Source organism: Arthrobacter sp. BE255 (assembly GCF_031457335.1).
In the GTDB taxonomy this organism is placed as follows: domain Bacteria; phylum Actinomycetota; class Actinomycetes; order Actinomycetales; family Micrococcaceae; genus Arthrobacter.
The window spans coordinates 1-13,872 of sequence record NZ_JAVDWK010000012.1 but is presented as its reverse complement, the minus strand read 5'-3'; the positions used below and the strand labels follow the sequence as shown (position 1 = coordinate 13,872).

At 61.5% G+C, this 13,872-nt stretch carries 8 protein-coding genes and 1 pseudogene; 6 read left to right on the top strand and 3 right to left on the bottom strand.

The window, feature by feature from the left end:
- The first annotated feature begins 81 nt into the window (after nt 1-81).
- Together J2X42_RS18120 and J2X42_RS18115 are read left to right on the top strand one after the other, a co-directional pair.
- On the top strand, nt 82-1,314 hold the full coding sequence (locus J2X42_RS18120) for a family 1 glycosylhydrolase (protein ID WP_310167236.1): 1,233 nt from the start codon (nt 82-84) through the stop codon (nt 1,312-1,314).
- A complete protein-coding gene (locus tag J2X42_RS18115) occupies nt 1,311-2,309 on the top strand; it encodes a Gfo/Idh/MocA family oxidoreductase (protein WP_310167235.1) in 999 nt (332 codons plus the stop codon). Before J2X42_RS18120 ends, J2X42_RS18115 begins: the two co-directional genes overlap by 4 nt.
- Here J2X42_RS18115 and metH read toward each other — a convergent pair.
- On the bottom strand, nt 2,299-5,949 hold the full coding sequence (metH, locus tag J2X42_RS18110; RefSeq protein WP_310167234.1) for a methionine synthase: 3,651 nt from the start codon (nt 5,947-5,949) through the stop codon (nt 2,299-2,301). The two genes, J2X42_RS18115 and metH, sit on opposite strands and share 11 nt — an antisense overlap.
- Before the next feature lie 978 nt (nt 5,950-6,927).
- Here metH and J2X42_RS18105 point away from each other — a divergent pair.
- The 4 genes from J2X42_RS18105 (at nt 6,928) to J2X42_RS18090 (ending at nt 12,285) form a co-directional block, all read left to right on the top strand.
- Nucleotides 6,928-8,019, top strand: coding sequence for an ABC-three component system protein (locus tag J2X42_RS18105; RefSeq protein WP_310167233.1), 1,092 nt, complete (start codon nt 6,928-6,930; stop codon nt 8,017-8,019).
- Complete coding sequence (locus J2X42_RS18100; RefSeq protein ID WP_310167232.1) at nt 8,009-8,515, top strand: three component ABC system middle component; 507 nt, start codon at nt 8,009-8,011, stop codon at nt 8,513-8,515. Before J2X42_RS18105 ends, J2X42_RS18100 begins: the two co-directional genes overlap by 11 nt.
- A 289-nt stretch (nt 8,516-8,804) precedes the next feature.
- On the top strand, nt 8,805-10,463 hold the full coding sequence (locus J2X42_RS18095) for a DUF3732 domain-containing protein (protein ID WP_310167231.1): 1,659 nt from the start codon (nt 8,805-8,807) through the stop codon (nt 10,461-10,463).
- A gap of 523 nt (nt 10,464-10,986) precedes the next feature.
- Nucleotides 10,987-12,285, top strand: a complete 1,299-nt coding sequence (locus tag J2X42_RS18090; RefSeq protein WP_310167230.1) for a hypothetical protein — start codon at nt 10,987-10,989, stop codon at nt 12,283-12,285.
- 215 nt (nt 12,286-12,500) lie between these two features.
- Here J2X42_RS18090 and J2X42_RS18085 read toward each other — a convergent pair whose 3' ends face one another.
- Nucleotides 12,501-12,731, bottom strand: coding sequence for a hypothetical protein (locus J2X42_RS18085; RefSeq protein ID WP_310167229.1), 231 nt, complete (start codon nt 12,729-12,731; stop codon nt 12,501-12,503).
- Nucleotides 12,732-12,951: 220 nt separating this feature from the next.
- Nucleotides 12,952-13,779, bottom strand: a pseudogene (locus J2X42_RS18080) (ABC transporter ATP-binding protein); the annotation flags it as partial.
- Nucleotides 13,780-13,872: the final 93 nt, after the last annotated feature.

Sequence of the window (13,872 nt, the reverse complement as noted above, 5' to 3'; positions counted from 1 at the left end):
TGACTTTGATCGGCGTCCATGACCACGACACGACCCTGTCCGCGGCAGATTCCTCCCTTTTCCCATTTGAAAGGACATACCGTGACAAAGCTCGCTGAAGGCTTCCTCTGGGGCGCATCGACCGCGCCGCACCAGATCGAAGGCAACAATCTCAACTCGGACTTCTGGCGTCTCGAGGGACGCATGCCAGGATCGTCCTACAGTGGCGATGCGTGCGACAGCTACCACCGCTACCGCGAAGACATGCAGCTGAGTGCCGATGCCGGCCTGACCGCCTACCGGTTCGGGATCGAATGGGCCCGGATACAACCGCGTCCCGATCTATGGTCTAACGCCGAACTCGCGCACTACCGGCGAATGATCGAAACGGCACTCGAGCTCGGAATCACCCCCGTGGTAACGCTTCAGCATTTCACCCTGCCAGCATGGTTCGCCGATGAAGGTGGAATGACGGGCCCCACCGCACTTGAGCGTTGGCGCGCCTATATCGAGAGGGTCTCCACCATACTTGACGGAGTGGAGTGGCTGATCACAATCAATGAACCCAACATGTTAGCCATCATGACCGGGCTCGCCGAGATGGTGACCAGCGGGAAACTTGACGAGTGGGTCAGCCCCACCGTCGAAGGCGAGCGGGCAGGCAGTCTCGTGAGCTCCCTGCCCGCACCCGACCCGGCGATCGGGTCCGCCCTCGTCGTTCTGCACAGGGAAGCAGTGGACATCCTCCACGCCCGCACTGCCGCGAAGGTCGGTTGGAGCATCGCCAATCAAGCGCTTACAGCGACACCCGGCAATGAACAACAGTTCGCAGATGTGTCCTACGTGTGGGAGGACCTGTACCTCCTCGGATCCCGAGGCGACGATTTCGTCGGCGTTCAGTCCTACACTTCCCAGCCGGTCGATGCAAAAGGAATCGTCCCGCACCCGCCCCACCCCGACAACACCCTCACGGGGGCGGCATACCGTCCCGATGCCCTCGGAATCGCGCTGCGGCATGCATGGGAGATCACCGAGGGTGTGCCGCTGTTAGTTACAGAGAATGGCATTCCCACCGCCTCCGATGAACGCCGTATCGAATACATCACCGGCGCGTTGGGGGTGCTGCTCGATGCTGTGGACGAGGGTTTGGACGTCCGTGGTTATCTTCACTGGAGCCTCCTCGACAACTATGAATGGGGTCATTGGGAACCCACGTTCGGCCTCATCGCGGTCGACCGGGACACGTTTGAGCGGACGCCGAAACCGAGCCTGGGCTGGCTGGGCGAGGTCGCCCGTACCCACGGCGCCTCCCTTACCACCGGAGTGCGACCGTGAACGTCCAGCGATGGGCGGCCATCGGCACCGGAACGATCTCGCGAAGCGTGATTCCGGACCTGCAAGCGTGCGCAGGCGCCGAGGTAGTCTTGGTGCACGGCCGGGACGCTCAAAAAGCCGGCCGCTTTGCTGAGGAGTTCGGGATCCCTGAGTCCACAGACGACTATGCCGCAGTCCTGGCAAACGAGTCGATCGACGCGGTGTATATCGCCACACCGATCGGCACACACCATGCGCTCACACGAGACGCGCTTGTTGCCGGGAAACACGTGCTGGTCGAGAAGCCCATCGCCATGACTGCCGAGCAAGCCGCCGACCTCTTCGCCATCGCAGAGTCGAAAAACTGCTTCCTGATGGAGGCGATGTGGACAAAGTTCAATCCCGCTTTCAAGCGTCTTATCGAGGAGATCAATGCCGGTCTTATTGGCGAGCCGCGTAACATTCGGGCCGGGTTCTCCGTTCCGTGGCCCGAGGACGAATCGGCTCGATGGGATCGTTCGCTAGGCGGCGGCGCCTTGCTCGATCAGGGCATCTACCCACTGATGCTCGCGCATACAGTCTTCGGACGCCCTGAAGTCATAACTGCTCGCGGTAACATCCGATCCGATGGCCTGGACCTGGAGTCACACATCACCCTTGAGTTCGCGAACGGGTCGTTCGCACAATTGACCACCGGAATGACCCAGTTCAGTGACTGCTCTGCCGCGGTAGCTGGCCAGCGAGGCTGGCTCACACTGCCGGCCCCGTTCTGGGCGACAACCGATCTGGTGATACACGCCGGAGACGCTCAACACGTCTTCGGGGTCGGCAACCGGACGGAGCTGGGCCAGGAGGGCAACGGTTACCTGCCGATGCTTCGCGAGGTGGTCGACGCCGTCGCAGCCGGCCGTGTGGAGCACCCGCTCCACACGGCCGACGACACGATCGCCGTCCTATCGACCATAGACGCCATCTTCGCGCAGCTTCGACGTGACCGGCGCCAACTCACACCTTGAAGTACTTCGCCTCAGGGTGGTGGAACACAAATGCGTCGGTGGACTGTTCGGGGTGCAGCATCAGCTCATCACTCAGGACCACGCCCATCCGTTCGGGCTTCAGCAGCTCCGTCACCTTGCGGCGGTCCTCCATGTCCGGGCACGCCGGGTACCCGAGCGAGAACCGGGCACCGCGGTAGTCAAGCTTGAAGTACCCGGCCTTGTCCTTCGGCTCCTCGGCCGCGAAACCCAGCTCGGTTCGGATGCGGGCATGCCAGAACTCAGCCAGCGCCTCGGTGAGCTGCATGACCAGGCCGTTCAGCTCGTAGTAGTCGCGGTATTGGTTGGCGGCGAACATCTTGGCGGTGAACTCTTCGATCTTCGAACCGGCGGTGACCAGCTGCACCGGCAGCACGTCGATCTGGCCCGATTCGCGGGAGCGCACAAAGTCGGCCAGGCACAGGTGCCGGTCGCGGCGCTGGCGCGGGAAGTCGAACCGCAGCCGCTCGGTGCCGATCGGACCGCCTGAACCGCCGTCGGGGGCGAGCAGTCCCGCGGTGCCGAGGACGCCGTCGTGATCCTCCCCGTGGTGCAGCACCACCACCTGTTCCCCTTCGGAGACCACCGGGAAATAGCCGTAGGCGACGGACGCATCGAGCATTCCTTCGCCGAGGATGCGGTCCAGCCAGTACCGCAGGCGCGGCCGGCCTTCGCGTTCCACGAGTTCCTCATAGGAGGCGCCGTCATCGCCGCGGCCGGGCTTGAGGCCCCACTGCCCCATAAAGGTGGCGCGTTCGTCGAGCATGGCGGCGTAGTCGTGGAGGGCGACGCCGCGCACAATGCGTGTGCCCCAGAACGGCGGCGCAGGCACGGCGTTGTCGGCGACGACGTCGGACCGGCCGGGCATTGCCTCCGGTTCGGTCACTGTGAACTTCGCGCCGCCCTTGTGGATCCGCTTCTTCAGCGGCGGCAGGCCGACGGCGTCCGGGTCGGCGCCGCGGGCCACCTGCACCAGCGGTTCCATGAGCGCCAGGCCCTCAAAGGCGTCCTTGGCGTACCGGACGGTTCCTTCGAACTGCTCGGCCAGGTCCTGCTCCACGTAGGCGCGGGTCAGGGCTGCGCCGCCGAGGATGATGGGCCACTTTTTCGCGAGCCCTCGGGACTGGAGTTCGGCGAGGTTTTCCTTCATCACCACGGTGGACTTCACCAGCAGGCCGGACATGCCGATCACGTCGGCGTTGTGCTCCTCGGCTGCGGCCATGATCTCGGCGATGCCCTGCTTGATGCCGATGTTGACGACCTTGTAGCCGTTGTTGGTGAGGATGATGTCCACCAGGTTCTTGCCGATGTCGTGCACATCGCCGCGTACGGTGGCGATCACCATGGTGCCCTTGCCCGACGAGTCCGACTTCTCCATGTGCGGCTCGAGCAGGGCCACCGCGTTCTTCATGACCTCGGCGGACTGCAGTACGAAGGGCAGCTGCATCTCGCCGGCGCCGAAGCGCTCACCGACCACCTTCATGCCTTCGAGGAGCTGGTCGTTGATGATGCCGAGCGGGGTCATGCCTTCGCTGCGGGCGAGGTCGAGGTCCGCTTCCAGGCCCTTGCCTTCGCCGTCGATGATGCGCCGCTGCAGGCGTTCGCCGGTGGGAAGGGCGGCGAGTTCGGCGGCGCGCTGGTCCTTCAATGCTGCGGTGTCGACGCCGGCGAACAGGTCCAGCATGATGGCCAGGGGGTCGTACGTGACGTTGCCGTCGGCGTCGTATTCGCGGCGGTCATAGACGAGGTCCAGGGCGACCTTGCGCTGTTCTTCCGGGAGCGAGGCGAGCGGGACGATCTTGGCGGCGTCGATGATGCCGCTGGACAGGCCGGCCTGGACGGCTTCGTGCAGGAACACGGAGTTCAGCACCACGCGCGCTGCCGGGTTGAGGCCGAAGGAGACGTTGGAGACGCCGAGGGTGGTGTTGATGCCGGGGTACTTGGTGGTGATCTGGCGGATGGCCTCGATGGTTTCGATGCCGTCGCGGCGGGTTTCTTCCTGGCCGGTGGCGACGGGGAAGGTCAGGGCGTCGACGATGATGTCCTCGACGCGCATGCCCCATTCGCCCACCAGGGCGTCGACGAGGCGGGAGGCGATGGCCACCTTGCCCTCGGTGGTGCGTGCCTGGCCCTGTTCGTCGATGGTCAGGGCGATCACGGCGGTGCCGTGTTCCTTCACCAGCGGCATGATGCGCGCGAAGCGGCTCTCCGGGCCGTCGCCGTCCTCATAGTTGACGGAGTTGACCACCGGGCGGCCGCCGATGAGTTCGAGCCCGGCCTGGAGGACGGGAGGTTCGGTTGAGTCGATGACGAGCGGGAGGGTGGAGGCCGACGCGAAACGTGAGACGACCTCCTTGATGTCCGCGACGCCGTCGCGCCCTACATAGTCGATGCAGACGTCGAGCAGGTGGGCACCGACGCGGACCTGCTCGCGGGCGATGTCGACGCAGTCGTCCCAGCGCTCTTCGAGCATCGCCTGGCGGAAGGCCTTCGAACCGTTCGCGTTGGTGCGCTCACCGATGGCGAGGTAGGCGGACTCCTGGTCGAACGGCACGTGGTGGTAGAGGGACGCGATGCCTGCTTCACGTTCGGTGGGGACGCGGCTGCCGTCGGCGCCCCTTCCGCCGCTGGCGACGGAGGCACCGTTGCGGAAGGGTGCAAGGCGTTCGACGACGGCGGCCATGTGCTCCGGCGTCGTACCGCAGCAGCCGCCCACCAGGCCCAGGCCGAATTCGCGCACGAACTGCTCGTGCGCGGTGGCGAGTTCGCTGGGCGAGAGCGGGTAGTGCGCGCCGTTGGGGCCGAGGACGGGCAGGCCGGCGTTGGGCATGCAGGCGATGGCCACGGAGGACTGCTTGGAGAGGTGGCGGAGGTGCTCGCTCATCTCGTCCGGGCCGGTGGCGCAGTTCAGGCCGATGGCGTCGACGCCGAGTGGTTCGAGGGCGGTGAGTGCGGCGCCGATTTCGGAGCCCATGAGCATGGTTCCGGTGGTTTCGACGGTCACCTCGACGAAGATGGGGAGCCGGATGCCGCGGGTGACGATGGCCTGCTTGCAGCCGTTGACGGCGGCTTTGGTCTGCAGGAGGTCCTGGCTGGTTTCGATGAGGAAGGCGTCCGCGCCGCCGTCGATGAGGCCCTCGGCCTGCAGGGCGAAGGTCTGCTTGAGGTAGTCGTAGCTGGTGTGGCCGAGGCTGGGGAGCTTGGTGCCCGGGCCCATGGAGCCCAGGACCCAGCGCATACGTCCGTCTGTTTGTTCTGCCGCTTCGGCGCGTTCGCGGGCGATGGCCGCGCCCTTGCGGGCGAGCTCTTCGATGCGGTCGTCGATGCCGTAGTCCGAGAGGTTGGACCAGTTGGCGCCGAAGGTGTTCGTTTCCACCGCGTCGATGCCCGTGGCGAAGTACGCATCGTGGATGTCCGCGAGGACGTCGGGGCGCGTGTCGTTGAGGATTTCGTTGCAGCCTTCGAGGCCCTGGAAGTCTTCCTCGAGCGACAGTTCCCGGCCCTGCAGCATGGTGCCCATCGCGCCGTCGGCAATGACGACCCGCTGGTTCACTGCGTCCAGGAGCTCCTGGGCGCGGACGGGACGCGGGACGGAGTCAATATCAAGCGCAAAACGAGGCATCTAAACAGATTACGCGCGGGGCCGGAACGTTGCGCTGTGTGTCCGTGTACTACGGAACGACTGCAACCATACTTGTCCACTTCTGGCCACCGTACAAATACAGGGGCGCCCGTATCCCACAGCAAAAGCGGCCGTTTTGAGGTGGTTTTGGAGCACTCCGTTCGCTCAGCGCGAGTGGATGACCCGCTTTGGGGCCTGCGACACTGAACCCGTGCCTAGGGTGACAGTTCTTGACGAGACGGACTTCGAGGAACCCAGAAACTTTTGGACCATGAACCGCAATGTGATCCTTCGGCCAAGCACAGGGCCGCCATCATTCCTCGAAAACAGCACGGGCGGAACGTACAGGAAAGACCCGACGACTAGTCCGAGCTCGAACTTATATCGCCGGTGGGTCGACGGTACTCCCATCATGTACATAGAAGCAGCAGGGCTGAGCTCCGAGAATAAGACGACTCTAAGGGGCCGACTTAGCGCCTATCAGCGCTAAGTCGGCCACGGCCAAAACGGAGTCTCCCATGAAGGGTGGGAACCGCATATGGCAATTAAAGGACGTCAAAGACCTCATGGTCACCTGGAAACGAACCCCAGGTATCCCTCTTTGAGCTAGCCTACGGTCGTTTGCCCTTCGCAAACGGAAGACACTAACGCGACGCGATGCTACGAAACCTCGCAGCTTCGATGACGTCGAGGTCAGGAAGCGCACCTCCACGGTCGAGGCCGCGGTAGCTAGGCGCGATCACAGTGATGTTGCCTGTCACACGGTGGCATGCGCCATGAGCTAAAGTCACAGCCAAGGGGGCTAATAACTGTTGCCCCAGTTGGCACTTGCAGGAACGAGCGTTTTCTGCCGAGTCTCCGGAGGCGCGTTGAATGACTTCCCATGATGCGTCATCTAGCGCTATTGGCTACCTCTACCAAACGGATTGGGCCCTTTTGGAGCTCCTGAGAGGAGCTCGGGACCGTCCGGACCAAGCAATGACCATCGAACTTTTCGACGACGTCGCGTGGGAAAAGAACGGCGAAGTACAAGAGCTGCTCCAGCTGAAGCATCATCAGCAGTCGGCAGGGAGTCTCTCCGACATGAGCGTTGACTTGTGGAAAACGCTCAAAGTCTGGCTCGATACCCCGGCCTTCGCGGACATAGGGGGTCCACTACTCACATTGCTGACGACGAGCGACTGCGGAACTGGAACGGCGGCCTCTCACCTCGGTCCGGGCAGCGATAGAGATCCAGGGCGCGCCTTGGAACTTCTCAACTCGGCAGCGTCCACATCAACGTCCTCTACTACAGAAGCAGCGCGTCTGAAGTGGATTAAGACGCCGCTTTCATCACGAATCTCGATGGTTGAGCGGATTCGGGTCTTAGGAGGTGCGATCCGTATTGAGGACGTTGAAACCCATGTCAGAAACGAGATTAGTTGGGCACTCCCTATAGGCCAGGAACAGACCTTTCTCGGCCTGTTTTGGCAATGGTGGCGACGCGTTGCCTTGGACCTACTCCAGAAGCGGCGAGAGCGGGTTGACGTCTTGGAGGCGCAGCAGCAAGTTCAAGTCATTCGGGACATGTTCGTACCGGACAATCTGCCGACACTGGTTGAACTGAACCAGATTGACGAGGAGACGCTGGTACAGAGCCACGATGCACATATTTTCGTTCATCAACTTCGTTGGGTGAATGTCGGCACAACCCACCTTCGTAAAGCAGTCGGCGACTACTACCGGGCCGTGACCCAGACAACGGAGTGGATTGATCGCTCGCTCATCGGGCTAAACGAGCTTGGTACTTTCGAAGATAATCTCGTGGACGAGTGGGAGCGCGCTTACGCGGACATGATGGAGGACCTGGACGTAGATGCCGACGATGCCTCACGCGAAAATGTCGGGCGGGAGCTCTGGCGCAAGCTTCGAGACTCGACGGCGGTGGCAGTCCGCAGCCGTTATACGGACACCTTCTTCGCACGCGGTAAGCGACATGAGTTGGCCGACAGACACTTGATCGGTTGGCATCCGGATTTTGAGGACCGAGTTCAGACACTCCTGGCGGAGAGGCTCACTAATGGCCAATGACTCTCCCGGACTCGGTGAATGGGACTCCAGGTCTCCTGTCGTGGCAACAATGCTCAATCCCGCGTTGTTTGCAGCCATATTCGCCGCCTCTGCCGAAGAGTACGAACGCCGTGCCGGCAAGAGTATGCCTTGGGAACTGGTTTTCATCATCGCTCCTCTCGTACTGCATCGCGACACCCGTGCAGCACTCCCCCGGACAACGGCCTCGCATCTCTCAGCCTGGATTGCGAATCATCCAACTATCCACGCTGGGTTTCCGGAGCGAGCCAAAGCGATGGTCCCCCATGTTAGGGAAGGACTTCGCTTCGCGCTTAGAGAAGGCGTCCTCGATGTCGACGAGACTGGTCTCTTGACGGGGTCGCTGCCAGCAAAAGCCCGCCCGGCAAACACCGGCGATGTAAGGGAAATTGTCAGAGCTGCCGCCTTCCTGGGGAGATGGCTCACAAAGATCGAGAGGTCATCTACGGTATACGGCTATTTCGGCGTGACACCATGAGACCGTGCAGCTACTGAATATCACCCTTTACAACCACGATGGCCGTGAGCGCTCGGTCAGATTCAAACCCGGTTCACTCAACATCGTGACTGGGGAGTCCCGGACGGGCAAAAGTGCTCTCTTGACGATCGTTGACTACTGTTTGGGGCGCGACAGTGCCAAAGTTCCAGCCGGCCCGATTTCCGACACAGTCGCGTGGTTCGGCACCCTCTGGCAACTAGGCCCTGGATCACGGGCATTCTTGGCACGTCCTGCAATGAGGGCATCCGCCTCTTCGAATTCGCGAGCAATGCTTGAGTTTGGCGGAGACGATCTCGACGGCTTTCAGCTTCGTGATCTTGAAGTGAATACAGACTCCGATGCCCTTCGGTCCCAGGTGGGGCTTCGAATCGGCTTGCCGGAGGTTCGTTTCGAACCATCCCAGTATTCGACGCGGTCTCCCTACTCCATCGGGCTTGGCAGCGCTGCACTCTTTTGTTTTCAAGGGCAAGATGAAATCGCTAGCAGGAGTCTGCTCTTCCACCGACAGGCTGAAAGAGGAATCGACCAGACGCTCAAGGATGCTCTGCCATTTTTCTTGGGGGCTTTGCAGGAAGACCAAGCCACAAAGCGCGCTCAGCTCCGGGATGCTCGTAGAGACCTGCGCAGGGCAGAACTGTCCTTGACCGACGCTGAGTCAACTGCGCAGACAACGGACATCACCCTGCAGGCTCTCCTCTCTGAAGCGCACTCTGCAGGGATGACAGACCGTCCATCTGCTCCAGACATACGGGCTACGGTTGCCGTTCTCAGTAGCATTCGGTTTTCAGGGTCAAAAGAGTTGGATCGAGATTCCGACCTGCGGTCCCAGGATGCACGGCGTGAAATCGAAGGACAACGGGCTGAGCTTCGGCAACAGATGAAGCAACTCTTGTCGGAACGCGATCTCCTTCTCGACTTCCGTAGCGGCGAAGGCAGTTATCAGCGGTCCGTGGCCTTGCAGACAGGGCGAATGACCAGCCTGGATCTCTTGCGGGCAGGGCACAAGGGCCCGCAAGCCGACGGGGTGACAGATCACTGTCCCGTTTGTAGTCAGGAACTTACGACTCCGGATCCTGCGGCGAGCCAGTTGGAACAACGGTTGTCCGAGCTTAGGAAGGAGCTAGTGACACTGGCGGCTGCAGAACCGAATCGTCGGGCAGCTCTCATCCGTTTGGAGGACTCCGTTTCAGAGTTGCGCACCCAGCTTCAAGCCCTGGACAGGGCCTTGGAGACGGTAAATCTTCGGGGCAATGAAGCGAGAACGGTCAGTGACGCCGAGAGCCGCGAGTTTATTCGTGGTCGCATAGACGCCATCCTTGGTCGACATTCCTACGCTGACGACAACCATCTCGGCGTACTCAAGCGCCAAGCTGAAGCAGCAAGGGCGAGCGTGATTGCTCTTGAACAAGAGTTGGATGACGATGAGGCCCGTGAGCAATTAACTTCTAGATTGGTCGCGCTGGGGCGCGACATGACGGCGTTTGCGGAAAAGTTAGCCCTCGAACATGCTGAAAAAGGAGTTCGCCTCGATCTGGCCAAGCTCACGGTCGTTGTCGACAGCGAAACCGGCCCAATACCCATGTATGGTATCGGCAGCGCGGCTAATTCGATCGGCTATCACCTGGTCACCCACCTGGCACTCCACAGGTTCTTTACCCGGCAAAATAGACCAGTTCCGCGGTTTCTGATGCTCGATCAACCGACGCAGGCATACTACGAGTCGGAAGAAGAGAAGCGCTCAGGCAGGCCTTCAGATAGAACGGCCGTGTTGGCCATGTTCCGGCTCATGAAAGACGTCGTCGAAGAACTCTCACCCGATTTTCAAATCATAGTGAGCGACCACGCAGACCTTTCAGAAGACTGGTTCGCAGACTCAGTTGTACATAACTGGAGGGACGACAAGCTCGTCCCTCTCAGCTGGCTTTAGAAGGGAACCTACGTTTCCTCAAAGAACTACTACCTTCTGCAAATAGTCGCGCACCGTAGCAGCTGTTGTTCCGATCGTCGTCTCGCTAAAGCCCACAACCGAACATGCGTTCATTGGTGCGGTCGTCTGTCCGTTGGGAATCCTGGGTACGCTCCTCGGTTCCGAAGCGCTGAAGGATCTTCCGAAGGTTAATTAAATAGAGGCCGAGGGAAGCGAGAAAGCTGGTGGCTCGTCGAGCCAGGTGTCTGAAATCTGCTGGATAACCCGCGCTATTATCTAAGACTGTGCGCCTAGCATCACCGTCCACGTCGGTCACTAGGGTAGTTCGTATGACAATCATTGACCTTGAAATTGTCAAAGACAGGTGGAGTGAGGAAAAGTTGAAGAGGTTCGCCATTGACCTTCCTGCTGCGCGAACTCGCCGCCACCCAAGACGAACCCCGTCGCCGGAGTGAGTGGTAAGCGAGCTCGAGCGGAGCGAAAAGTTACCAGCCCGCGGCGCGCAAAGGTGCCCCCGCTTCCGTTGGGTGATCTCATCAGTTCAACGGAAGTACCTTTGGCGCTGTGGTACTTCGCCCTGCCACATCCGATACCTTTCCCGGATGGTTTGCAAATGAGCGAGAAGGTCGCTAATGGCCCCGACGACCCCAGCCAGCCAGACGACCCCGACGTCAGCTTGGTTTTTCACCAGCTGGAATACACTCACGGTCGCATGGCAGGCGTTAGCCAAGCTGTTCTGAAAGCGACCGAGCGGTCAGGAACAGTGAAGCCGCCAGCATCGTCGTCAACCGACTTCGAAAGCTCTGTCAAAACGGCCTATACGGTCGTGGAGGCATTGACTCCTGTCGAATCCCCCGACAAGTCAGGCGAAGCAGCGCTTGGGAGCGCTCAGGATGCGGAGCCCCGGTCCGATGAGTTCATGCGATGCCTGCGTCTCGTCACCGATTATGTGCGGGCCTATCGACTGCAAAGCGGCCTAGGTGTGGCACTCCCTCATTATGAGCGGATTCCGTTCCCTGTCCTACGGTTTACCGCTCCCGGTGTACGTGAGGTGTACCGACAGGATCAGGGGCCCTTCAGCGTGTTACGGCCGACCGCCGCGTGGCAGGGGCCCCAACTAGTCCTGCTCGAACATAAGAACCTTGCTGATCCACTCAAAGGTGAGTCCCTGTCCGACGAACAGGTCTCGGAGTTTCACCAGTGGATGCGATATCTCCGGCAAGGAAACCCGGTCGTTCTGTGGCGCGAGCGAATCATCGAAGCGGATGAGGCGATCAACGGTCTCGGTGACAGGTCCGGCGGTGTGATTCTTGCAAACACCGCGACAGAGACGCTCATGGACGTCATATTGAGCTTGCTACTTTGGGAGGAGGGCGTAGATCCTAAAGACGCAGAGAAGCTATTTGTTGAAGGCAAGGTTCTGCAGCGCATAACCCGCGAACTCTCCAGCCGATTAGGAGCGTCCTGGTCGACAGCTGAAGGGCCAGTTGGTGAGTGGTTTGAAGCGTCATACCTCTTGCGCCACCGCATAGTGCATGGGGCGTACTGGCCAACCCATCCTGAAGCGGTAAGAGCACTACGCGCGGCCAAGGACCTGCACACCTTCGCATTCGACCGGATCGCAGCAAAACGAAACATATACCCCAGGTCTACTCTCATCACCGTTGCTCGCACCGGCTTGAAGAAGCGCAATCTCTGGGGAGGCAAGATCAAGGTTTTTGCCGAGCAGAACGCCCCCACAGAATCAGACTGGAGCGTATCCTTCAGGGACTTCTTTAAGGAAGTCTCGGCCTTACGTCTGGCTCGGCGATCCGCCGCGTAGCGTCCTCTCAATCAGCCACGCACGTGCTATCCACATCTAAACGCAACACCACCGGCTTGCGGACAATCAGCTTGGCTACCCACTTCGTAGAATAACTGGCACCTTCCTGGTTTCCCTCTGCAAAGGGGCTGTCCGGGGAGGGATTGAAGTGGTCCCCGAAAGTTGGACTCGCATATGGCGATTAGTCCCACTTCAGCGGGCCGGCGATCGGCTTTTCATGGAAGGCTCCGGCCCATATTGGGTCGGAGCCTTCCGCTCCGGATACCCGACTCAAGCTCCTCGACCGCGTCCTCGTCCCCTTCAAACTCGGCCATGACTAACGCCATGTCCAGAGTGTAGCCCTCTGCGACGACTTTGGTTCCGGTCGTGGATGCCTTGGCGTTCAGGGCGCTTCCCACGGTGGTTTTGGCGGGTTCGATCTTCTTGGCGACAGTGGCTGCCGTCATGCCGATGAGGGAGAGCTGGAGCAGGCGCTGGCCTCATCGGCTGCGGTGTGTTCGGCGCGCTGGATGTTCTCCACGATCTGCGTCACGATGCGCTGGCTTCCTCGGGGCTGTCGATGATCATCACCGGAATCAGGTGCCGTCCGGCTACGACGGCTGCCCAGGTCCGGCGCTGGCCCATCAGCACGTACACAGTGCCGCAGTCTTTGCGGCAGTCTTCCCCTCAAACCTCCGCCACAGGCGCCGCGAACTGCGCCTCATACAGCCGCGCGTAAGCCCCGCCCGCGGCAAGCAGCGAAGCGTGAGTCCCCTGCTCCACGATCTGGCCGGCCTCCATCACCAGGATGAGGTCGGCGTCGCGGATGGTGGACAGGCGGTGCGCAATGACGAACGACGTCGGATCGGACCGCAACTCACTCATCGCCTTCTGCAGCAGCACCTCGGTCCGGGTGTCCACGGATGAAGTCGCCTCGTCCAGGATCAAAACCGAGGGCCGGGCCAGGAACGCCCGGGCAATCGTCAGCAGCTGCTTCTCGCCCGCTGACACGTTCGAGCCTTCGTCCTCCAGCACCGTGTCATACCCCTCCGGCAACGAATGCACGAACCGGTCCACATGCGTCGCCTGCGCTGCCTCCAGAATCTCCGCCTCGGTAACCGAAGGCCGCCCGTACGCGATGTTGTCCCGGATGGTCCCGCCGAACAGCCACGTATCCTGCAGCACCATCCCCAGCCGGGAGCGCAGCTCGCGCCGCGGCACCGCGGTGACGTCCACGCCGTCGAGCGTTATCCGCCCCGCATCCAGCTCATAGAACCGCATCATCAGATTCACCAGCGTGGTCTTCCCCGCCCCGGCTGGTCCCACGATCGCCACCGTCTGTCCCGGCTCAGCCACCAGAGACAAAGAGGAGATCAGCGGCTTGTCCGGCGACTAAGAGAAGGAAACAGATTCAAACACCAGGTGCCCCTGCCCGGCGCCGTCAACAGAGACACCTGAAGCAGGATCCGGCGACTGCTCGTCCTCATCCAACAGCGAGAATACGCGCTCCGCCGACGGGGGGGGGGGGGGGGGGGGGGGGGGGGGGGGGGGGGGGGGGGGGGGGGGGGGGGGGGGGGGGGGGGGGGGGGGGGGGGGGGGGGCGGGGGC

What these genes read in the sequence shown, in the direction of transcription:
- metH (WP_310167234.1), bottom strand. Translation starts at nt 5,949, where the DNA reads ATGCCTCGTTTTGCGCTTGATATTGACTCCGTCCCGCGTCCCGTCCGC.
- J2X42_RS18105 (WP_310167233.1), top strand. Translation starts at nt 6,928, where the DNA reads ATGACCATCGAACTTTTCGACGACGTCGCGTGGGAAAAGAACGGCGAA.
- J2X42_RS18100 (WP_310167232.1), top strand. Translation starts at nt 8,009, where the DNA reads ATGGCCAATGACTCTCCCGGACTCGGTGAATGGGACTCCAGGTCTCCT.
- J2X42_RS18095 (WP_310167231.1), top strand. Translation starts at nt 8,805, where the DNA reads ATGCTTGAGTTTGGCGGAGACGATCTCGACGGCTTTCAGCTTCGTGAT.
- J2X42_RS18085 (WP_310167229.1), bottom strand. Translation starts at nt 12,731, where the DNA reads ATGACGGCAGCCACTGTCGCCAAGAAGATCGAACCCGCCAAAACCACC.